This window comes from Bacillus timonensis (genome assembly GCF_000285535.1).
GTDB classification, from domain to species: Bacteria; Bacillota; Bacilli; order Bacillales; family Bacillaceae_L; genus Ferdinandcohnia; species Ferdinandcohnia timonensis.
In genome coordinates, this window is sequence record NZ_HE610986.1 from 103,653 (window position 1) to 126,017 (window position 22,365).

At 36.7% G+C, this 22,365-nt stretch carries 22 protein-coding genes and 2 riboswitches; of the genes, 2 read left to right on the plus strand and 20 right to left on the minus strand.

Features of this window, described 5'->3' with window-relative positions:
- The 11 genes from BTHG_RS26735 to BTHG_RS09095 form a co-directional block, all read right to left on the minus strand.
- Positions 1-108 carry a MetS family NSS transporter small subunit gene (locus BTHG_RS26735; protein ID WP_010676435.1) on the minus strand — a complete coding sequence of 36 codons (108 nt, stop codon included), beginning with the start codon at positions 106-108 and terminating at the stop codon, positions 1-3.
- The gene (locus BTHG_RS09050; protein WP_010676436.1) at positions 105-1,646 is read right to left on the minus strand and encodes a sodium-dependent transporter; all 1,542 of its coding nucleotides are present in this window, start codon (positions 1,644-1,646) and stop codon (positions 105-107) included. Before BTHG_RS09050 ends, BTHG_RS26735 begins: the two co-directional genes overlap by 4 nt.
- A gap of 250 nt (positions 1,647-1,896) precedes the next feature.
- The gene (locus BTHG_RS09055) at positions 1,897-3,480 is read right to left on the minus strand and encodes a Na+/H+ antiporter NhaC family protein (RefSeq protein ID WP_010676437.1); all 1,584 of its coding nucleotides are present in this window, start codon (positions 3,478-3,480) and stop codon (positions 1,897-1,899) included.
- A 135-nt stretch (positions 3,481-3,615) separates the two neighbouring features.
- Positions 3,616-3,800, minus strand: a riboswitch (Lysine riboswitch).
- Positions 3,801-3,913: 113 nt separating this feature from the next.
- On the minus strand, positions 3,914-4,672 hold the full coding sequence (gene yunB, locus BTHG_RS09060) for a sporulation protein YunB (protein ID WP_010676438.1): 759 nt from the start codon (positions 4,670-4,672) through the stop codon (positions 3,914-3,916).
- A gap of 119 nt (positions 4,673-4,791) precedes the next feature.
- Positions 4,792-5,094 carry a YunC family protein gene (locus tag BTHG_RS09065; protein WP_010676439.1) on the minus strand — a complete coding sequence of 101 codons (303 nt, stop codon included), beginning with the start codon at positions 5,092-5,094 and terminating at the stop codon, positions 4,792-4,794.
- Positions 5,095-5,203: 109 nt separating this feature from the next.
- Entirely contained in the window at positions 5,204-6,607 is a 1,404-nt protein-coding gene (locus BTHG_RS09070) for a bifunctional metallophosphatase/5'-nucleotidase (protein ID WP_010676440.1), read from the minus strand.
- A gap of 240 nt (positions 6,608-6,847) precedes the next feature.
- Positions 6,848-7,696 (minus strand): DUF72 domain-containing protein, encoded by an 849-nt coding sequence (locus BTHG_RS09075; protein WP_010676441.1) that lies wholly within the window; start codon positions 7,694-7,696, stop codon positions 6,848-6,850.
- A 368-nt stretch (positions 7,697-8,064) separates the two neighbouring features.
- Positions 8,065-8,955 (minus strand): type I restriction endonuclease subunit R, EcoR124 family, encoded by an 891-nt coding sequence (locus BTHG_RS26215; RefSeq protein ID WP_083849073.1) that lies wholly within the window; start codon positions 8,953-8,955, stop codon positions 8,065-8,067.
- The gene (locus tag BTHG_RS09085) at positions 8,874-9,320 is read right to left on the minus strand and encodes a phage primase (RefSeq protein ID WP_010676443.1); all 447 of its coding nucleotides are present in this window, start codon (positions 9,318-9,320) and stop codon (positions 8,874-8,876) included. The genes BTHG_RS26215 and BTHG_RS09085 overlap by 82 nt, the downstream gene beginning before the upstream one ends.
- Positions 9,317-9,889 (minus strand): hypothetical protein, encoded by a 573-nt coding sequence (locus BTHG_RS09090; RefSeq protein WP_010676444.1) that lies wholly within the window; start codon positions 9,887-9,889, stop codon positions 9,317-9,319. The genes BTHG_RS09085 and BTHG_RS09090 overlap by 4 nt, the downstream gene beginning before the upstream one ends.
- A gap of 30 nt (positions 9,890-9,919) precedes the next feature.
- A complete protein-coding gene (locus tag BTHG_RS09095) occupies positions 9,920-10,210 on the minus strand; it encodes a helix-turn-helix domain-containing protein (RefSeq protein ID WP_010676445.1) in 291 nt (96 codons plus the stop codon).
- Positions 10,211-10,369: 159 nt separating this feature from the next.
- On the opposite strand from BTHG_RS09095, the gene BTHG_RS25745 reads away from it, so the two are divergent.
- Together BTHG_RS25745 and BTHG_RS09105 are read left to right on the plus strand one after the other, a co-directional pair.
- Positions 10,370-10,774: a helix-turn-helix domain-containing protein gene (locus BTHG_RS25745; protein WP_010676446.1), complete on the plus strand. Its 405-nt coding sequence runs from the start codon at positions 10,370-10,372 to the stop codon at positions 10,772-10,774.
- A gap of 16 nt (positions 10,775-10,790) precedes the next feature.
- Positions 10,791-11,948 carry a tyrosine-type recombinase/integrase gene (locus BTHG_RS09105; protein WP_010676447.1) on the plus strand — a complete coding sequence of 386 codons (1,158 nt, stop codon included), beginning with the start codon at positions 10,791-10,793 and terminating at the stop codon, positions 11,946-11,948.
- Between the two features lie 88 nt (positions 11,949-12,036).
- Here BTHG_RS09105 and sufB read toward each other — a convergent pair whose 3' ends face one another.
- From sufB to BTHG_RS09155, 9 genes are all read right to left on the minus strand, one after another.
- The gene (sufB, locus tag BTHG_RS09110) at positions 12,037-13,434 is read right to left on the minus strand and encodes a Fe-S cluster assembly protein SufB (protein WP_010676448.1); all 1,398 of its coding nucleotides are present in this window, start codon (positions 13,432-13,434) and stop codon (positions 12,037-12,039) included.
- Positions 13,435-13,491: 57 nt separating this feature from the next.
- On the minus strand, positions 13,492-13,938 hold the full coding sequence (gene sufU, locus BTHG_RS09115; RefSeq protein ID WP_010676449.1) for a Fe-S cluster assembly sulfur transfer protein SufU: 447 nt from the start codon (positions 13,936-13,938) through the stop codon (positions 13,492-13,494).
- Positions 13,928-15,148 (minus strand): cysteine desulfurase, encoded by a 1,221-nt coding sequence (locus BTHG_RS09120; RefSeq protein ID WP_010676450.1) that lies wholly within the window; start codon positions 15,146-15,148, stop codon positions 13,928-13,930. The genes sufU and BTHG_RS09120 overlap by 11 nt, the downstream gene beginning before the upstream one ends.
- A complete protein-coding gene (gene sufD / locus BTHG_RS09125; RefSeq protein ID WP_010676451.1) occupies positions 15,148-16,455 on the minus strand; it encodes a Fe-S cluster assembly protein SufD in 1,308 nt (435 codons plus the stop codon). The genes BTHG_RS09120 and sufD overlap by 1 nt, the downstream gene beginning before the upstream one ends.
- 17 nt (positions 16,456-16,472) lie before the next feature.
- Positions 16,473-17,258 carry a Fe-S cluster assembly ATPase SufC gene (sufC, locus tag BTHG_RS09130; RefSeq protein WP_010676452.1) on the minus strand — a complete coding sequence of 262 codons (786 nt, stop codon included), beginning with the start codon at positions 17,256-17,258 and terminating at the stop codon, positions 16,473-16,475.
- A gap of 827 nt (positions 17,259-18,085) precedes the next feature.
- Positions 18,086-18,928, minus strand: coding sequence for a MetQ/NlpA family ABC transporter substrate-binding protein (locus tag BTHG_RS09135; protein ID WP_010676453.1), 843 nt, complete (start codon positions 18,926-18,928; stop codon positions 18,086-18,088).
- A gap of 14 nt (positions 18,929-18,942) precedes the next feature.
- Complete coding sequence (locus BTHG_RS09140; protein WP_010676454.1) at positions 18,943-19,647, minus strand: methionine ABC transporter permease; 705 nt, start codon at positions 19,645-19,647, stop codon at positions 18,943-18,945.
- A complete protein-coding gene (locus BTHG_RS09145; RefSeq protein WP_010676455.1) occupies positions 19,640-20,665 on the minus strand; it encodes a methionine ABC transporter ATP-binding protein in 1,026 nt (341 codons plus the stop codon). Before BTHG_RS09145 ends, BTHG_RS09140 begins: the two co-directional genes overlap by 8 nt.
- Before the next feature lie 121 nt (positions 20,666-20,786).
- Positions 20,787-20,893: riboswitch (SAM riboswitch) on the minus strand.
- 132 nt (positions 20,894-21,025) lie between these two features.
- A complete protein-coding gene (locus BTHG_RS09155; protein WP_010676456.1) occupies positions 21,026-22,348 on the minus strand; it encodes an O-acetylhomoserine aminocarboxypropyltransferase/cysteine synthase family protein in 1,323 nt (440 codons plus the stop codon).
- Positions 22,349-22,365: the final 17 nt, after the last annotated feature.

The following is a 22,365-nucleotide window of genomic DNA, read 5'->3' on the forward strand; positions in this document are numbered from 1 at the left end:
TTATTTCGCCTGTTTGGCCTTTTTTGCTGCATATCCAATACTGGCTATCAGTCCACCCCACAAAATAACCATTCCAATGATCATCATCGTAATTGCGCCACCGGTCATAGTCCTACCTCCTTGTCACTACTTGAAGAGTAATTTTCATTTAATGCTGCTCTACTCCACTTTTTGAGTGAAAATACAATTCCAAGAACAATTACCGCAACTGCAATAAATACACCTGGGAAGAGGATAAATGAGGTTGCATACCCTTCATAGTTTCCTGTTGCATTATCAAATTGTTGTAGGATATTTTGCTTTAATAGGTCAAACATCATGTATCCTAAAACGATAGGTGTTACGACTCCAAGACAGAACTTCCACCAACCACCTGCTCGAATATCCGAAACTGCATTGGCATGCGATTGCAATGGATTCATTTGCTTGAAGACCCATGCAATTAGAATTACCTCAACAAGTCCTGCAACAGCAATACCAAATTGGTTAATGAAGTAATCGACAACATCTAGGAAGTATAAACCTCCATTTGTTGAATAAAGGATAGAAACAAGAGATGCTAAACCAGCACCATATAATACAGATTTGTTACGACTAATCTTAAATTTATCCTGAACAGCTGCGATAAATACTTCACAGATTGAAATAAGGGAAGTTAACCCAGCAAATACTAAGGATAAAAAGAATAGAGCTCCAAAAAATTCACCGAAAGGCATTTGATTGATAATCTGCGGGAAGACCGCAAACGCAAGACCAACACCTGCACTTGCTACTTCGTTTACAGGTACACCAGCTTGGGTAGCCATAAAACCTAAGGCTGCGAACACACCAATACCCGCTAATAATTCGAATCCAGAGTTTGCAAAACCAGTAATAAATGCGTTGTTCACTACATCGGACTTCTTCGGTAAGTAACTTGCATAAGTAATCATAATTGCAAAACCAATTGATAAACTGAAGAAAATATGTCCGTATGCTGCAACCCAGACCTTACCATCCATAATTGCATCCCAGTTTGGTTGGAAGAATGCATTTAATCCCGCGCTTGCACCTTCAAGTGTAACTGCACGTATGACAATGATTGTAAAAATTACTAGTAGTGTAGGAATAAAGATTTTATTGGCTTTTTCAATACCTTTTTTAACACCTTTAAATAAAATAAATAAAGTAATCGCCCAAACAACTACTAAAGGTCCAAAAACTCCTAGCACTGGTGTTCCAATATCCCCTGGTGTTTCCGCCAAATGCAAATAGTTAGAGAATAGAAAACCTCCCGTATCTTCTCCCCATGCTTTGTTAAACGAAAAGAACGTATACGAAATTGCCCATGCGATAATAACTGCATAATAGGTGGCAATGACAAATGAAATGAGTACTTGCCACCAACCAAGCCATTCCATTTTTTTATTTAATCGAAAAAATGACAAAGGCGCTGATCCTCTGAACTTTTGTCCGATGGTAAACTCGAGAATGAGGATTGGAATACCGGCAGTTAAAATGGCAAACAGGTATGGAAGAAAGAATGCTCCCCCTCCATTGTCATAAGCGACATATGGAAATCTCCAAATATTACCCAAACCAACCGCAGAACCGATTGCAGCTAATACGAATCCTGCCCGTGTCCCCCACTGTGGACGATTATCCATAAATGAAACCTCCCCTTTTCCACTTTAGTCCATTGCCGTGGTAGTCTTTTAGCACTAGACCGAAGTTAGAAACTTTTATATTTTCAGATTATTTTCTATAATCTATTTATTAGTATAGCTAGTCTTTATCCCCATGTCAAAAGTTATTTTAAAATTTAAATTACTTTTCTTAAAAAAGAGGCAAAGGTTCTAAAACCCTTGTCTCATGCATACTATATAAGATTTAATTAGTAAATATTGAATAGTAATTTTATGCTTTTCCCCAGTTTTTCACAGTGATAACAAAAACAACAAATAGTAATAAAGTCGTCACCAACCCTAGCATAGTACTACCAGTTAGACCTAATACGACATAACCAATTCCAGCGAGAACTGCAGAAGTTATGGCATATGGTAACTGTGTCATAACGTGATCGATGTGGTGACTTCCTGCCCCTGTTGATGAAAGAATGGTTGTATCTGAAATTGGTGAACAGTGGTCACCAAAAACAGAACCAGCTAATACGGCTGCTAACGCTGGAAGCAACAAATTTATATCGGAAGCTGCAACGATATCCCCTGCAATTGGAAGCATCATCCCAAAAGTTCCCCAAGACGTTCCAGTCGCAAAAGCCATAAAACCTGCAACAATAAAAAGAATAACTGGTAAAAACGCAATATTTAAATCGGACTTTTCTACAAGACCAGCGAGATATTTTCCTGTTTCAAGTTGACTAATTAAATCAACAATCACCCAAGCAAATATCAAAATGTATACAGCTGGGAGCATAGATTTGACGCCTTCGATAACTCCCTTTGGAAGAAGTTCGATAGTTAACGCACGTTTTGCATATACTTGAACAAAGAATAAAATGAGTGTGACAATGATTCCAAGTATTCCCCCATATAGAAGCGATCCGGTAACATCGGTATTTTCAAAAATTGTAAAGATTGTGATTTGCCCTTCAGAAGCTCTATAACCTGTCCAAAATAATGAACCAACTGTCCCCACCACTAATGCAATAATCGGCCATACTAAATCCCCCACTGAGCCTTTTTCACTTTGAGGTAATTCTTGTTTCAACTCACCAAGAACCGGTTTCGTTGGGTCGGTAACCTCTCCTGTTGTCATTGCTCGCTTTTCATGTTCTTTCATACTTCCAAGATTTAAATTAAAAACAGCAACTGCAATTACCATTAAAACAGCAGTCAATACATATAGATTCATTGGAATTATTTGAATGAAAGCTGATAAAGGAGAGTATTCCATAACGCCATGTGTTGCCAGGATTGGTGCAAGAATTGCGATAATATATGCACCCCAGCTTGAAATTGGCGAAATAACACAGATTGGTGCTGATGTAGAATCAATAATATAGGCAAGCTTAGCACGTGATACTTTATTACGATCTGTTATCGGTTTGCTCACCTGACCAACTGCTAACGCATTAAAATAATCGTCAATAAAAATAATGATTCCTAGTACAGCGGCTAACAGCTGTGCACCTGTTCTCGTCTTCACCTTTGTTTGAGCCCAGTCTCCAAAAGCACGACTGCCTCCTGATATGGAAATAAACGCTGTAATAATCCCTAAAATAAATAGAAATAAAATGATAGAAACATTCCAAGAGTTCAGTCCATCTTCAGAAACAAAAATCGCTTTTACACTTTTCCAGATTGTAAAAATGACGTCTTGCAGCCAAGCTCCGACTCCTTCACTTTTTAAAACCTTTCCGTGTAAAACGACTGCAGCCGAGACAATTCCCACTCCAAGTGACAGTAGGACTCTGCGGGTTAAAACAACCATCAAAAGTGCAATGATTGGTGGGATTATCGAATAGATAGTTCCAGACATGATGTGTTCCTCCAAAATTGAATTTTCATGTAGGGCTATTATATGTGTGAAAGAAGATATCTTTTGCAAATAAAAAGAGAGTAATGATAGAAAATAACTATCATTACTCTCGGTAATGTTTTGTTATCCTCCATCACGATCAGTAGCCCTCCATTATAGAAATAAATTCTATAATGACAGTGTTACCCTTTTTCAAGGCAACCCCAACAAAAATAACATTGACCTGTCAATTTTTGCTTCGGCGGAAAATCCTTTCAACTATGATCACCGTTGTCATCCTCACATAGTATACTCTTATTTACCGCACCTCTACCTCATCGATCCGATAAGGTGGTTTATTCACTTTTAATCCTCATGTAGTATAATTCATTTCACCCTGCAAATCAACTATTCTAGTATAGTATTTTTTTACATCCAGCTCAGTGCCTTGTTCTTAATTTGTTGGAAATTCAATTGAAGGAGAAGACTCCCCACCATCGTTATAGAAATCAGGAACATCATGCAAAATGTTTTGATTGATAACAGGGATAATGGTTTCAATTTCTACTTCTCCTGTTGAGAATGGTAAAATAACCTGCATCGTCACTGTTGCTAAAACATTATACTGGAACCATCCATTATTAATACCCCATTCATCTATCCTACCTTGAGGCGTTGTTTCTCCAAACCCAATCATATGGAAGCGAATCGGAATTTGTGGTCCCAAATTTCCTAAAAGAGCATTGTTAGTTGCCTCTCCAAGTGGCACTTCAAATACAAAACCAGTCTGACCTGTAGACTCGTCGGTTTCAATTTCTAAATCAGGGTACTCCAGTTTATTAATTTCACCTTCATTTACATACTTTAAGTATCTTTCAATATTACCGAGTGTTTTTGTTGCCATTTTGTTAACGACTTGAGTATTGTAACTAATTACTTTTCCAGTCTCATCTGTTTGTACAATGCTTAAATCCTCCTGCACCAATTCTTCCTCATTTATTTGCTGGTTTATTGCATTTTTGATAACAGTTGCAGCTACCTTTTTGGTTTCATTTTCAGCATATGCCATAAGTGCTGGCTCTATCGCTTTGTTAATAATAAATAAGCCTATGGCTGTCGAGAAGATAAAAAATACAAATGTTAGTAAAAAGACGTATTGAAAAGGTAAAGGCCCCTTCCTTCTTGGTTGCAGGCGACGTTTGTATTTTGCCAAACGAAAATCCCCCCTTACAAGCTAATTGTATGCAAGCAAGAGGGGATGTACGATAATTATTTTATTCGACAAAAATTCGTTGGTGACACGTGCTTATTTATATTGAATACCTTCTCAGGTTAGATCATTTTTAATAAGGCATCTTTGCCCTTCATTCCTACAGTTATGCCTCGTTTTTCGGCTTCATATGTGATTGATTCAAGAGGGGCATCCAGCAATTGCTCGATTGTCCGAACACCAACTGCCCTACCGGCAATAATGCCACGATCTTTAAGTTTTTCATTTAATAGTGCAACATCAAGTGCTCCACACATAATATAGCCATTTTCATTTGTGACTGCCATAAAATTCGTCTTCGGTAGTTTAACGGTAATGGCTGTAAATTGATGGTTATCAATCAATAGTGGTGTCATTGAGACCATTCCTAGCACACTCCTTTCCTTACCAATTTATGTTTAACGGAAATGAATTGTGTTAGAAATGGGTATCCATCATAGACCTATCTTTGTATACTACTTTTGACTATGAATATTAGACCGTTTTACCAATTGCTTTTAGTTTATAAGCTAAAAGGTCTCGTAAAAATTCAGGCATATAATATTTTTTATCTTTTGCATCTCGAATGACAGGAAAAAGCAATCCGAACGTGAACATATCAATGGTTGCAATGGAATAAGTTTTCTCAGGATCAAGTTCCTCACCATTAATGTTAATTTCTGTGATATGGTCTACTCCATCAGAAAGCTTTGTCATTGTAAGCTCTACTCCGTTATATACCATTTTACCCATTACTTTTCCACGGAAGCCAAGACCCTTGATTTTGAGATTTTCCATTTCCTTCGTGTTTGCCTGCAAGATAATCTCCTTTAGTTCATCACCTTTTACCCAAACCTTACAAGGATTTATGGGATGTGGGCAAATACGATGCAAGTCTTCTCTTGTTACTTTTCCTTTTGGAAGAGAATCAAGCAACACCCCTGCATTAACCATTGAAAGGTCTCCATCACACCATTCTCGTAAGACCTCTGCTAAAAGTTTAGAAAATGGAGTTTCAGCAAACCAATCACTTTGTAGTGGTTTATTAATTTCCGCAATCACATCATTTTGTAAAGTGTGCGTACTTTCTAACAGATACTGAGAAAGGGTTTGGTTCATTTCCTTACTCTCAGGTAGTGAATTTGTCGGAATTACATTGGCCGTACTTTCAATAAGTTTCTTTTGTTCTGAATCGATTTTAAGGACAACATGACCAAGATAATTTCCATATTTTTGAGCGCAGCACAGTAACGTATTGTTAATACGCTTCCCTTTTTCTAGAAGATGGTGTGTATGCCCTCCAAGCAGTACATCTACTTCAGGGAAATCTCTTGCAATTTGTTCATCTTCATTAATTCCTAAATGCGACATCAATATAATCATATCTGTTTTATTTTTTAATTCATCAAGTGTTTCCCTTAAGATAACGAGCGGGTCTTTGATGTTCCATCCAAGGAGCTTATATAGCCCAATGTAATGGACGGTTAAACCAATAATTCCAATTTTAAAGCCGCTTGGCAATACATGTATATCATAAGGTTGTGCCCAGTTTGGCAACTTTTCTTCCCGATCAAAAAGATTTGCAAGCAATACCTTAAACTCTGCTTCCTCGTATAAGGAATCGAGGTGGTCATAGGACATCGTAATTCCCTCGTTGTTTCCAATTGTTACGTAATCGTATTGTAGCTGATTTAAGAGCTTAACATTTATTTTTCCATAGGAAGCTTCAGAGATTGGGTGAAAACGATCGATATGATCTCCGATATCGATTAATAGCATTTCTTCATTATCTTGTTGGTGAAGCTGTCGCATTTTTGTTATATAGTTTGTTATTTTAGGCCAGCGGTCAAAATGGCTATGGAGATCGTTTGTGTGGTAAATATGTACTGTTTCAATCAATGCCTTAACTCCTTATACCAAATTAAATAGTTGTTGATTTCCGTTGCGAGCGTTCCGGGAGCCTCCCGTCGCTCCATTCCTGCCGAGTCTCCCCTGTCCACACTTTTGCTGCAAGGGCGTTAAATATACTTCTTCGAAATATCACCGCACGAAGAAAATGCCTGCATTTTCGAGCATCTCTCGCCTTCCGCTCCAATCAACAAGTTTCATCACCTATATATAAACTCTACTTTTTATGGATTAACTAAAAAAGTCTAATTGCCTTGGGGCTAAACCTTGGTATTCAATACCAAGCATTTCAATAAATTGTCTCGCATTGCCTGCTGCATCTCCGCCTGAGTTATTATTAAATAACACGTAAATGATTTCACTCGATTGATGGAGGTTATTGACGTGATTCACCCATTCTCTTAGCTCTTCTTTATTATACTTGTATAAGTATCGTACATCACGCCAGTTACCCTCTTTTGGTTTGGTCCATCCATGAACATTACGGCCATGGAATCTTACGAGTGTCTTCTTTTGATTAGTTGGCTGAAGGACTGTCGGAATAGACCCTGACCCTGCCTGCGGCTCATCACAGATACTATGAATCCAACCTTCATTTTCCATAAACTGTAGTGTTTGTTCTTTTAATTGTGGCGAAAACCATGATTGGTGACGAAATTCTAGAGCAACGGGGACATCCCCCATTTGCTCCTTACACCACCTTAGATAGGTTACATTTTCACGTTTACAATCATACCACGGTGGAAATTGAAATAAAACCATAGCAAGCTTGTTTGCTTGTTGATAAGGCTGAAGTGACAAACGAAAGGCCTCAAACATGTCTTTTTTTGATTCAAAAGGAATTTCACCGCGCTGATGACCAGTCATCCCCTGATAGGCTTTGACAATGAATTGAAAGGATTCGGGTGTGTCTTTCACCCATTTTTCCACGTTCCGTTTTGGTTGAATCGCATAGAAAGACGCATCAACTTCAACAATTGGAAAATGACCAGCATATTCCTTTAGTTTATCACCTGATGAGGTTCCTGTAGCATAAAGACTGTCATGGTCTCCCCAACCAGTAACACCGATATAAATCAAAGAGTCACCTCCGTTTCATTTCTTTGTCCGAATTCCTTTGCCTAAGAGAACAAGATTCTACATGTATGTATAAAAATAACCCGTTTGAGAAATTCTCAAACGAGTTATTGTGGGTACTCTCTTATCCGATTGAACCTTCCATTTCGAACTTGATTAATTTTGCTTGAAATGGCACGAACTGATTAACAATAAATCCAGTCAAACCTTTGATATAAAGCCATTCCTTCAAATGGTTTAAAATCGATTATAATTTCAACTTGGCACGGACTTGGCACGGTGTTGGCACGGTGAAAGAGGGTGAAAAGAGAACTCACAATCTGTGGGGTTCTCTTTCATTTGCTTATTTTTTAAATCTAACCTTGTTTTATCTATATCTTTTGCAAAGGTAAAATATCATGTATCATCATTTCTTCAAAAGCTTGTTTGACAGATTTCCAATAAATTAAACGCTTTACGGGATTTTCAGTATGCTCTTTATAACCTTCGTAATCACTTGTTTCTTTTAATTCGGCTTCCCCATTTTGTTTCTTACGAGCTGGATTATAATTAGCGACCATAAATGCTAATTCATCATTCTGAACCCACCATGTTTTTGCAAAGTCATCAACGAGTGTGTTAATCGTTTGCTGAATCATTTGTTCTAATAAAGAGGATACATGTTGATCACGATAAGCTTCTGGATTCGCTTGAATGTTCGACCATAATGTTTCCATTAGTCCAGCAAGTGTTGGATTACCTTTTTTCAATCTTGCTAAATATTGATTAATTTCTTCCACTGTCTTTTCAGCTGGTGGTTGTTTTTCTGATTCATCGTGCGTATTCTGTAAATAGGCTTGGATTAGAAGTAAAATATATTCGTAATTGATTTCTTCTGTTTTTACAGATTCCAGCTCATACTCAATATTAACGTCCACATTGTCTTTATCTTCTTTTTCCTTCCGAAGTTTCTCTAATACATTGACATATTTGCCATGATATTCTTCAATCTGGTCCAGTTGGATTGGATATACTGAACCAAGCTGCGCTTCACTATATTCGGTGTATACCTGAATATTCGCAAAGGCTTTATCTAAAGCTTGATAGGCTTTCGCAAATTTCTTTAATTGTGCTGGTCCTAAGCTCTCTATGTCTATTCCTTCAGGTGTTGGAGCTATTTCACGTAATTCCTTAATTGCTGTTAGAAAGGCTTCGTGTGCTTCTTTCCACGCTTTACATGGATGTCTGTAATCAGAGAATGAGCCATGACTTCCGGGATGAATTGAATGTAGGCTTCATCATTGCCAGTGAAAGTTCTAAGGAACTCGTCCACCACTGGCACAGGTGCAGCCTCTGGATCATATAAAATATCAATGTAATAAGGTGTAAAATCTGTATAGTCAATATCCAACCACTGCCCGTTATACAAACACCCATTTTTAAATTTTATAACCCATCCAAACGGTGGTGCTTCGACTGATGGCGCACAAATTTCTATTTGTCTTATGACTTCGTTTACATACCGAATTTTTTGACCTTCAAGTTCTTGAGCGACACTACGTTTAACATAGTCCCCATTACGATAATGAATTTGGTCATAGGAATATAGGGAATCATGAAATTTTACAATTCTTAATTTATCTATCAATAATCTAGCAACTTCATATTCATTATTTTTTCAACTTTAATCTTGTCATCTTGAATAATAAGGTCTAAATCTTTTTGATGTAATGCAAAGGTAGGTGAATTGGTATTAATAAATTTCAATATTTTCTCAAAATTTATTAAATGCCTTATTTTGAATTTATGAGTGAATAACATATTCCTTCTTTTGTCTATTTCTTTTGTTTCCTCATCATAGAACCTCTCATCTGAATCGCTTGTCTCTTCATAAAACTCCTTTGCATCTTTAATGCAAGTTAAAAATTCGGGTAATTCTTGACGAACACCATCATTGTCAATATCTTCTTTTTCTACTATTTCATTTTCAGTACATTTGACTATCTCCCATTTAACCTTGAAACCTAATGCACATATTCCTTCTGATACATGTTTATAAAAAATAGGTTTTTTGAACCACATACGAATGCCGTCATCTGTCCAACACATTTCAGTTTCAATATTAAACGTATAAATCATATCATCAATAAGATCAAGGTCGGCATCTGATATATCCACCATTACTTCATATTCGCCTGCTGCTTCTCTTGCTCGCATCTAGAAGTTCTCCTTTTATCTCATTCCGATTTAGTCGCAATCCACACTTCCGCCTTTTTTTCTTACATCTATTGACCAACGTTTGATATATTCCTCTACTTCTTTACGAGGAAACAACCACTTCTTACCCACACGCATAGAAGGAAAATCTGAATTGTATATAAATAGTTTTTCTACCGTTGGTCTGCTTAACGAAAGCATTTTACAAAGTTCTTTCATATCCATAAGCAGCGTTTGTTGTTCCCAATCTTCTAAACGTTTCTGAACTTCTTCAATATAAATCGTTTTTAATTCATCTTCATTTAAGCTGATGTTAAACATTAGTGAACCCCTTTCAGTTAATTATTTACTATTTGCAACCACGCTCACATAATAACATTTTTTGTTATTCATTTGCAAACATATCTAAAAAACGGTTTACTTTTGCAACCAATTGAATTAAAATGAAAGAGAATTCAAATAGGAAGAGGAGATGAAATAGTGAACGAATTTGGAGAAAAATTACGGAAACTAAGAAAAGAAAAAGGATTTTCTATTAGAAAACTTAGTGAATTATCAGGAGTTGCACACTCTTATCTCTCTCAAGTAGAAACAGGAAAACGGGGGATTCCAAAAGTCGAAACGCTTGAAAAGATTGCGACGGGGCTAAATATCCCAAGTATTGATTTAATAAAAGCCACAGGATATATATCTACATTTGCAAACGTATTTTCAGACAAAACACAAGAATACTCTGAAAAAGTTGACGAAATATATGATGAAAAACAATTTGAACTCGATTCTTTATTAGCTTCCGATCATCACATATTTTTTAAAGACAGACTTCTGTCAAAAGAAGAAAAAACAAAAATAAAAAGCCTTATCGAAATCGTTTTAAAGGATTGAAAGGGGAAAAGGAAAGATGGCAAACTTCAGAAAGTTAGCCAGTGGAAAATGGCAAGCACGTATTCACAAGGATGGAAAATTAGTAAGCCTTGGCACATTCAGAACAAAAAAGGAAGCAGAAATTGAAGCTGCAAAAGTTGAAGAAAGAAAATATTATGGACAAACAATAAATGATAGAAACATGCTTTTTGATGAAGTTGTGGAAGATTGGCTTGAGCATAAAAAGGCAAATGTAAAGCCAACGACATTTAAACAAATTGAAGTAATTATAAGGAATCACGTTTTGCCCACTTTTGGACATAAAAAAATCATGACAATTCATAGACCTGAAATAAAAAGATGGATTGCTACATTTGGTGAGCTAGATGAAAACGGTAAAGATAAATATTCTTTTGGTTCAAGATTAAAATATCTATCATATATGAAAAGCATTTTGCATTATGCTGTTCACGAATTAGAAGTGCTTGAAAAAAATCCGGCTGATAAATTAAAGGTTTCTGTTCAAGATTCTGTTGCTATAAAGAAAGAAAAAGTAAAATATTTCAGCCTTGGAGAATTAAATCAGTTATTGGATTTCATGAAAACATATAAGCATCAACGCTTTCCTGATTACCAGCTTTATCATATGCTCATGCTTTTTTTAAGCAAGACTGGTTTAAGGATAAGTGAAGCATTAGCCTTAAGATGGGAAGATATTAATGGCGATAAGGTAACGATCAATAAACAAACAAGTCGTGATGATAATAACACTGTAACATTGATAACATTAAAAAATTCTTCATCATATCGTACTATCAAAATTGATAATGATTTAGTTCGTGAATTGAAGAAGTTCAGGATGAAGCAAAATGAATTGATTTTAGGAAATCCGAGATTTCGCAAAAATGAAGATGGCATTATCTTTCAAAATTATAACGGGCATTATTTAACGCCTTCTACTATTCGTGAAACCATGCAAGATTACTGCAAAAAAGCAGGTGTTGATTATAAGGGCACCCATGGCTTTAGACACACACATGCGGTTCTGCTGCTTGAATCAGGAGCAAGCCTTAAATATGTATCAAATCGCTTGGGGCATAAAACCATCAAAACAACAGCGGATACTTATCTTGATATTACCGAAAAAATAGAAGAAGACGAACTTCAAAAGTTCGCCTCCTATACTAAAAGATGATTTCAACTTGGCACGAATTTGGCACGCCACCAAGTTGGCACGATATAAAATTCCCTCAAACCCGCAATATATAAAGGTTTTTTGGATATTATCCGATACTGCCTTCCATCTCGAACTTGATAAGGCGGTTCATCTCAACTGCGTATTCCATTGGAAGCTCTTTTGTAAATGGCTCGATAAAGCCCATTACAATCATTTCAGTTGCTTCTTGTTCAGAAATACCACGGCTCATTAGATAGAATAATTGTTCTTCAGATACTTTAGATACCTTTGCTTCGTGCTCTAATGAAATATTATCATTTAAGATTTCATTATAAGGAATTGTATCAGATGTTGATTGATTATCCATAATTAATGTATCACATTCGATATTTGCACGAGCTCCGTGTGCTCTACGTCCGAAGTGTACAATACCACGATATGTTACTTTACCACCGTGTTTAGAAATTGACTTCGACACGATAGTTGAAGACGTATTTGGAGCAAGGTGAGTCATTTTTGCACCTGCATCTTGGTGTTGACCTTTACCAGCAATCGCAATAGAAAGTGTCATACCACGAGCTCCTTCACCACGAAGGATAACTGCAGGGTATTTCATCGTTAATTTAGATCCAATGTTACCATCGATCCATTCCATTGTAGCATTTTCATCACAAACAGCACGTTTTGTAACTAAGTTATAAACATTGTTTGCCCAGTTTTGGATCGTTGTATAACGGCAATACGCATCTTTTTTAATGATGATTTCTACAACCGCACTATGAAGTGAGTTTGTTGTATAAACAGGCGCTGTACATCCTTCAACATAGTGAACACTCGCACCTTCATCAACAATAATTAATGTACGCTCGAATTGCCCCATGTTTTCAGAGTTGATACGGAAGTATGCTTGAAGTGGTGTATCCACTTTAACGCCAGGTGGTACATAGATGAATGATCCACCAGACCATACTGCTGAGTTCAATGCGGCGAACTTGTTATCAGTTGGAGGAATTACTTTTGCCCAATGCTCACGGAAAATATCTTCATTTTCTTTTAGAGCTGAATCTGTATCCTTAAATACGATTCCAAGAGCTTCTAGGTCTTCCTTCATGTTGTGATAAACAACCTCTGACTCGTACTGAGCAGAAACACCAGCAAGATATTTTTGTTCAGCTTCAGGAATACCTAACTTATCAAAAGTTGCTTTGATTTCTTCAGGTACCTCATCCCAAGATTTCTCTGATTTCTCAGATGGTTTTACATAGTACGTAATCTCATCAAAGTTTAAGCTATTTAGGTCTCCACCCCATTGTGGCATTGGTTTGCTGTAGAAATGCTCTAAGGATTTAAGACGGAAGTCTAACATCCATTGCGGCTCTTCTTTCATACGAGAAATTTCTTCAACAATCTCTTTTGTTAAACCACGTTTTGAACGGAAGATGGAAACGTCTTTATCTGCAAAGCCATATTTATAATCGCCAATTTCAGGCATTTTCTTTGCCATTCTACTTCACTCCATTCTTAGCAAGCAACCCTCTAACGTAATGTTATGAGAAATCACTCACGATTCATTTTGTTCGCTCTTAAATCCCTTTTCCATTGCTTTCCAAGCTAATGTCGCACATTTTATACGCGCTGGGAATTTTGAAACGCCCTGAAGTGCTTCAATGTCTCCTAAATCAATGCTATCATCATATTCATTCCCAAGCATCATTTCTGAGAAGATTTGTGACATTTTGAGTGCATCTTCAATCTTTTTGCCTTTAATCGCTTGAGTCATCATCGAAGCAGATGACATTGAGATGGAACATCCCTCACCGTCGTATTTTGCATCTTGCACAACGCCATCTTCAACTTTTAAAGTTAGATGGATACGATCTCCACAGGTTGGGTTATTCATATCGATTGTTAACGCACCTTCTTGAATAACTCCTCGATTTCTAGGCTTTTTATAATGATCCATTATTACTTGTCGGTATAAGGTATCAAGGTTTATGTTAGAATCCATTGCTGAAATACTCCTTTGTTTTAATGAGTCCTTCAACTAGTTTATCAATTTCTTCTTCAGTATTATAGAGGTAAAAACTTGCACGAGCAGTAGCTGATACCTTCAACCATTTCATTAACGGCTGTGCACAGTGATGACCGGCCCTTACAGCGATACCATCTGCATCCAAGACTGTCGCAACATCATGTGGATGAACATCTTCAATATTGAAGGTTACAAGTCCAGCACGATGTTTAGGTCCATATATGGTTAGGCCCTCTACCTGAGATAAGCGTTCCATTGCATAATTTGCTAACTTGTGCTCGTACTCAAGAATATTATCTAGACCAACATCCTCTAAAAAGTCAATTGCAGCACCTAATCCAATAGCTCCAGCAATAATTGGTGTACCAGCTTCAAATTTCCAAGGAAGCTCTTTCCATGTAGATTCGTATAAATCTACGAAGTCTATCATTTCACCACCAGTTTCAACTGGTTCCATTTTTTCAAGTAATGCCTTCTTACCATATAATACACCGATACCTGTTGGGCCGCACATTTTATGACCAGAAAAAGCAAGGAAGTCACAATCTAAGTCTTTTACGTCAATTTTCATATGAGGAGCAGCTTGTGCACCATCGACGACCATGATTGCGCCATTCCGGTGTGCTATTTCAGTAATTTCTTTAATAGGGTTGATTGCACCTAAAACGTTAGAAACCATTACTACGGAAACAATTTTTGTTTGATTCGTGATAGTAGCTTCTACATCCTTCAAATCAATTGACCCATCCTCTTGAAGAGGAATATATTTTAATTTCGCACCAGTGCGTTTTGCAATTTGTTGCCAAGGGATAATATTGGCATGGTGCTCCATGTAGGTGATGACAATTTCATCGCCTTCTTTCAGATTTTCTCGCCCATAACTTTCTGCAATTGTATTAATTCCAGTTGTTGTGCCACGGGTAAAAATAATCTCTTGAATCGAGGAAGCATTGATAAATTTACGAACCTTTTCACGAGCATTTTCATAGGCATCAGTTGCTTTTGTTCCAAGGGTATGAACCCCACGGTGTACATTAGAGTTAATTTCTCGATAGTAGCGATCAACCGTTTCGATAACAGTAACAGGTTTTTGAGATGTAGCAGCACTGTCAAGATAGACAAGTTTTTTTCCATTTACCTCTTGATCTAAAATCGGGAACATGGAACGAATATCTTGGATATTCATTATCTTACTTTCCTTTCGATAACCTCAACAAGTTGCTTTTTAACTCCTTCAATTGGAAGTTGATTTACAACTGGTGCAAGGAATCCGTGAATAACTAAACGCTCTGCTTCCGTTCTTGGAATACCACGGCTCATTAAATAATATAATTGAACTGGGTCAACCCTACCAACAGATGCAGCGTGACCTGCTGTTACATCATCTTCGTCAATTAGTAAAATTGGATTTGCATCTCCACGAGCTTTTTCGCTAAGCATCAATACTCTTGATTCTTGTTCTGCGTTTGATTTAGAAGCGCCATGTTCAATATGCCCGATACCATTAAAGATTGAGCTTGCGCTGTCTTTCATAACACCATGTTTTAAGATAAATCCTTCTGAATTTTTACCATGGTGAGTAATTCTTGTAGTGAAGTTTTGCTTTTGTTCCCCACGTCCTACAACGACTGTTTTGGAATCTGCAAACGACCCATCACCGACTAAATTTGTGATGTTTTCAGAGATTGTATCTCCATCATTCATTAGTCCAAGTGCCCACTCGATTTTACTATCTCGGCCAATTACACCACGACGAGTTACATAGGTTGTATTTCCTGCTGCTAAGGAATCCACAGCACCATAGGTAACCTTCGCATTTGCCCCAGTAATAACTTCTGAAACAATATTGACAACTGTATTTACAGAGTCAGTTGTTGAAATATAGTTTTCAACATACGTAACAGAACTATTATCTTCAGCAACAACAATTACATGGTTAAAAATAGACGCTTCACCATTTTCTTGAATAAATACAGCATGAAGTGGAACTGTAACTTCCACATTTTTTGGAACATATACGAATGCTCCACCGTTTATTAATGCAGCATGTAATGCAGTTAGACGGTGTTCGTCGACCTTAACAGCTTCTGTCATGAAATACTTTTGTAGAAGGTCACTATGTTCACGGGCAGCGGTATGAATATCTGTAAAAATAACGCCACTCTTCTTTACTTCTTCAGAAAGAGAAATAAAGGCTGGTGTGTTGTTACGTTGAATGTATATATTCTTTTCTTCTTCAACATGAATTAATGATTTAATTTCATCAGGTAATTCATCGATTGAATTATATGGAGCACTTTCCACAACATGTTTTGCAAACTGTGTAAAGTTCCATTTATCTATTTTCGTTTTATCTGGTCTTGGCATTGGAAGGTCTTCTGCTTTTTCAAGAGCTTGTAAACGAAGTTCCTGTAGCCAGCTTGGTTCACCAAGAGTAGACGAAAAACCTCTGACATAATCTTTATCAAATGGTAATTTCGTATCGATTGTCATAATAATCCTCCTAACGCTTACGCTTCTTGATCTACAGTTTCATCTTCAATTCCTAATTCTTTCTTAATCCAATCATATCCTTCTGCTTCTAGACGTTGTGCAAGCTCAGGACCACCAGATTTCACAACACGACCTTGCATCATTACATGTACTTTATCTGGTGTAATATAGTTAAGTAAGCGTTGGTAGTGAGTGATGATTAAGCAACCAAACTCTTCTCCGCGCATTTCATTAATCCCTTTTGAAACAACCTTCAATGCGTCGATGTCAAGACCTGAGTCAATTTCATCAAGAATAGCAATCTTAGGCTGAATCATCATTAATTGTAGGATTTCGTTACGTTTCTTTTCTCCACCTGAGAAGCCTTCGTTTAGGTAACGTTGAGCCATGTCAGGGTCCATTTCTAAGAATTCCATGTTTTTATCCATAGTGCGGATGAACTTCATTAAAGAAATTTCATCACCTTCTTCACGACGTGCATTAACTGCGGAACGAAGGAAGTCAGCATTTGTAACGCCACTAATTTCACTTGGATATTGCATTGCTAAGAAAAGACCAGCACGTGCACGCTCATCTACTTCCATTTCTAATACGTCTTCACCATCTAATGTGATGCTTCCACTAGTAACTTCATATTTTGGATGACCCATGATTGCAGATGATAATGTTGATTTACCTGTACCATTTGGTCCCATAATTGCGTGAATTTCTCCACCTTTTATTTCGAGATTTACTCCTTTTAAAATCTCCTTGCCTTCGATTTCGACATGAAGATCCTTAACAACTAAAGTTGATCCTGCCATAACTACTACCTCCATTAGACAAAAAATATTTTGTATAGTTTTGACAAATTAAGTCAAAACTCTATTCTCATTTTATTCTCATTACAATCTTATAACAAATTCAAAGTGATATCAACCTTTACACATTGCTAATGAAGATACATTTTTACAACGAGAAGAAGGTATATTAACTGTGAATTTCGGTCATTTTTTGAGTATGAGAATAAGACCTAAATAAATTGCATTCCTTTAAGTCTTGTCCATCATTAAGATAACATAAATTTATAAGATATGTAAGGAAGAAAGGTTAGTGTTTTGTTAACGCCCCTAGTCCTCCGTTTATTTTTCACACATTAGGTTAATTCATTCTATAATATAGTATCCATGGTAAAAACCCAGTGCTCTAAACACTGGGTTTGTACTCAACATCTCTATTTTATATATGAACTCTTCGGTCTATTTGTGAAACAATCATCCTGCCTTGTTTGTATTCCTGTTCGCGGTTTTTCTCAACCCGCAAACGCTCCCTGAACTTTCGACAGTAATCTTCATAGCCAATCCCATGCGCCTGATGCATTGCCTTTTCCATTTCGCCCGTATAATTTAAACGGATTCGATTGATAATGAACCAATCCCTTCAATTTAATTAACACAGTATTAATCGTAGCATCTTCTTCTTTTTAGCTCAATGACGGTATCTTGCAGTATTTAATGCTGCTTATTCTTATTTCGCTGTATGGGTATTAAAATAAACACGAGATAAACAATTAAGGCAGATTCCTTTGTTTTACTCGTAAATATTCAAAAATTGAAAAGAAGCTTACCATTTGGCAAGCTTCTGTTAATCTTTATTTTACTGAAATAACGGCACCAGCATATTCTTCTTCAATGAATTTTTGAATTTCTTCAGATTTCAATACTTCAACCAATGCCTTAATTTCTTCACGATCTTCATCACCTTTGTTAACGACGACTAAATTTGCAGGTACGACATCTTCACCTTCAAAGGCAATGCCATCCTCTTCAATATTTACGCCACCCTCAAGTGCATAGTTTGTGTTGATTACTACTGCATCGCCTTCACCATTTTGAAATGCTGATGCAAGTAGCTTTGCTTCAATCAAATTAGAGAAGTCGAGATTTTTTGGATTTTCAACGATATCTTCTACTCTAGCTTGGTCACCAACACCTTCTTTAAGTTTGATGAGTCCTTCTCTTTCAAAAATTGGTAAAATACGTCCGTGATCACTGAAGGAATTGCTCATAATGATTTTTGCACCATCTGGAAGTTCATTTAAATTTTTATATTTCTTAGAATAAATTCCAATTGGCTCTTTGTGAATTTCTGCAATACTTACAAAATCAAAATCAGGATTGTCCTTTAATTGTAAATCTAAATAACCTGGAGTTTGGAAGTAGTTTGCATCTAATTCTTTTTCATGAAGTGCTACGTTCGGTAAAATGTAATCTGTAAATACTTCTATTTTTAGGTCAATGCCTTTTTCCTTTAATAAAGGTTTTGCTTGCTCTAATACTTGAGCATGTGGTACTGCTGAAGCGCCTACGATAAGTTCTTTATTTCCTTCAGCTTCTTTAGTGTCAGTACCCTTGTCTGCATTATCATTTGACCCACATGCAGCTAATGTAAAGGCTAGTAATCCAATTAGTAGTACATAAAGTAGTTTTTTCATTTGTGTTCCTCCTGTTATCTCTTGTCTGTATGTTTTGTAAAATAATCACCCACAAATTGAATGATAAATACCAAAATTAATATCGCAACAGTGGCGATAAATGTAATAACCGGTTTGTTACTTTGGAAACCATATAGATAAGCAAAGTGTCCTAATCCACCGGCACCAATTACACCTGCCATAGCTGTGAAGCTAACCAATGAAATCGCAGTTACTGTAATCCCTGATATTAAAGCGGGAAGGGACTCAGGTATTAGTACTTTAAAAATGATTGTTGAGTTCGTAGCCCCCATTGAATGAGAAGCCTCAATCACACCTTTATCAATTTCACGTAAAGCAATTTCAACCATTCTTGCGTAGAACGGTGCTGACCCGATAATCAAAGATGGCAGCGCGGCATTTGGCCCTAGCATTGAACCCATTACAATTTTCGTAAAAGGAATTAATAATACAATTAGAATAATAAATGGTATAGATCGAAAAATATTTACAAGTGCCGATACAATTCGATTGACCACTGAATTTTCCCACGCATTCCCTTTATCTGTCAAAAAGAGAACCAATCCTAAGAATAGACCTATAATAAAAGTCGCAAGTACTGAAATCGCGGTCATGTATAATGTCTCTAGAGTTGCTTCCCAAAGATTTCCCCAATCTAATGCTTGATAATCATTAACCTGCTTTTCCCATTTAAGTAGTTCCTGGAATTGTTCAAGCATTTTCAATCACCTCAGCTTCTACTCGTTGTTGTCGAATAAATTCAATGGCTGAAGTGACTTCATTGATATCACCAGCAAGATGAATAAACAATGTTCCATAAGATCCATTTTGGGTTTGTGAAATCTTTCCTTGTAGAATATTCACTTCCACCTTAAAGTCTCGGATTAAATGAGTGATTAATGGTTTCTCAGCATCTTCCCCAACAAAAGTAAGTTGCACCACTTTTCCATTTGGAAAACGATCAAGTAAATGCTCAATTGTTTCCTTTGTTTCTTCAGGCTCTGTAACTTGCTGTACAAAACGTTTTGTAATATTAGCTTGAGGCTTTTTAAATACATCAAGCACTCGTCCTTGTTCTACAAACTTGCCATTTTCCATAACGGCAACTCGATGACAGATTTTACGAATAACATGCATTTCATGAGTAATTAATACAATCGTTAAACCTAAACGTTCATTTATATCAACAAGCAAGTCCAAAATGGAATCAGTTGTTTGCGGATCTAGCGCAGAGGTCGCTTCATCACAAAGTAAGACCTTTGGATTATTTGCAAGTGCCCTTGCAATTCCTACCCTTTGTTTTTGACCTCCACTTAGTTGTGATGGATAAGCATCTTCTCTTCCTTCAAGACCAACAAGCTTAATGAGCTCTGTTACCCTTTGATCGCGTTTTGTCTTTGGTACATTTGCAATTTCAAGCGGAAACGAAATATTTTCCCTTACAGTTCGTGACCACAAAAGGTTAAAGTGCTGAAAAATCATACTAATTTCTTTTCGCGCATCACGTAATGCCTTTCCTTTAATGGAGGTAATATCATGACCTGCAACTGAAACAGTTCCTTCCGTTGGCGTTTCAAGTCCATTCAGTAGACGGATGAGTGAGCTTTTCCCAGCTCCACTGTATCCAATAATCCCAAAGATTTCACCTTCATTGATTTGCAAGTCAACATTGTTAACGGCTGTAACGGAATTCGTTTTTGTTTGATAAATTTTTTTAACATTTTTTAATGTTATCACGTTGTCACACCCTTTATTCCAAGAAAACTATGCTTAGTTTATGCGATAAAGTAAATAAATAAAAATAAATTGGAAAAGCCTTTCTGCAAAAAGAGCAGAAAGGCACATATGTGATTCCTTCCTCTCATCTTCCAAAGCTCTTGCTTTGTGTGATTTGGCACCTTTTCAACATAAGTTGACGGTTGCTGGGTTTCATCGGGCACATCCCTCCACCTCTCTAAATAAGAGTCATCAAATTTATTTATTTAATTATTATTATCATACTAACAACACGAAAGTTATCTTATCACCTTACATTGTTAAGTGTCAATGGAAAAAATGTGACTATTTCTACCTTTTTAGACTTAGGTTATCTAAAAATTAAACAGTTGGAACTGATAAGCCTGAGCTTGTTCCGTTTGCTGCCTTAATCGCTTGTTCTAGATCCTCTAAAATATCTTCAATATTTTCAATACCAACAGATAAGCGAACTAGGTCCTCTGTAACACCTGATGCTTTTAAATCTTCTGGACTTAATTGCTGGTGTGTTGTACTAGCTGGGTGAATAATTAGACTCTTTGCATCCCCAACATTTGCAACATGTGACCAAAGTTCAACATTATTGATTAGCTTTTCACCAGCTTCTCTTCCACCTTTAATTCCGAACACAACTACTGCTCCTGCCCCTTTTGGTAGATATTTGTCTACTAAATGTTTTTGAGGGTTATCGTCTTCTCCTGGATACAGTACCCATTCAACCCCAGGGTGCTTTTTAAGATAAGAAACAACTTTTTTCGTATTTGCAATATGTTCTTTCATACGTACATGTAGTGTTTCAAGTCCTAAGGTAAATTGAAATGCATTATATGGGCTTAAAGCTGGCCCTAAATCACGTAGGAGTTGAACTCTAGCTTTAATGATATAAGCTACAGGCCCTAATGCATCAGCATAGACCAAATCATGGTAACTAGGGTCTGGTGTTGTAAATCCAGGGAATTTTGGTGAATTCCAATCAAATTTACCACCATCTACAATTATTCCACCCATTGTCGTTCCATTTCCAAGTAACCATTTTGTAGCAGAATGAATAACAATATCTGCACCATGTTCAATAGGTTTACATAAGTAAGGTGTTGCAAATGTATTGTCAATAATCAGTGGAATACCAGCTTCATGAGCGATATCAGCAACAGCTTCAATATCAAGGATATCTAAGCTTGGGTTTCCAATCGTTTCAGCAAAAATAGCTTTTGTATTTGGGGTAATCGCTTGTCGGAAGTTTTCCGGATTTGTTGGTTCTACCAAGTGTGCTTTGATTCCATATTTAGGAAGTGTATTAGCGAATAAGTTATAAGTTCCACCATAAAGTGTTGAAGCAGATACAATCTCATCTCCAGCACCCGCAATATTTAATATTGCTGTTGTAATTGCAGCCATCCCACTTGAAACAGCTAACGCACCAACTCCACCCTCTAATTGCGCTACTCTTTCTTCAAAAACAGTTGTCGTTGGATTGTGAATTCGAGTATAAATATATCCGTTTTCTTTTAACCCAAATAGATTTGCTGCATGTTCAGTTGTATTAAATTTAAATGCATTGGATTGATAGATTGGTACTGCTCTTGCCCCAGTTACTGGATCTGCCTCAAGTCCTCCATGAACTGCAATTGTTTCTGGTCGATAGTTTTTTTGCTTTTCACTCATTTAAATCTCTCCTTTTT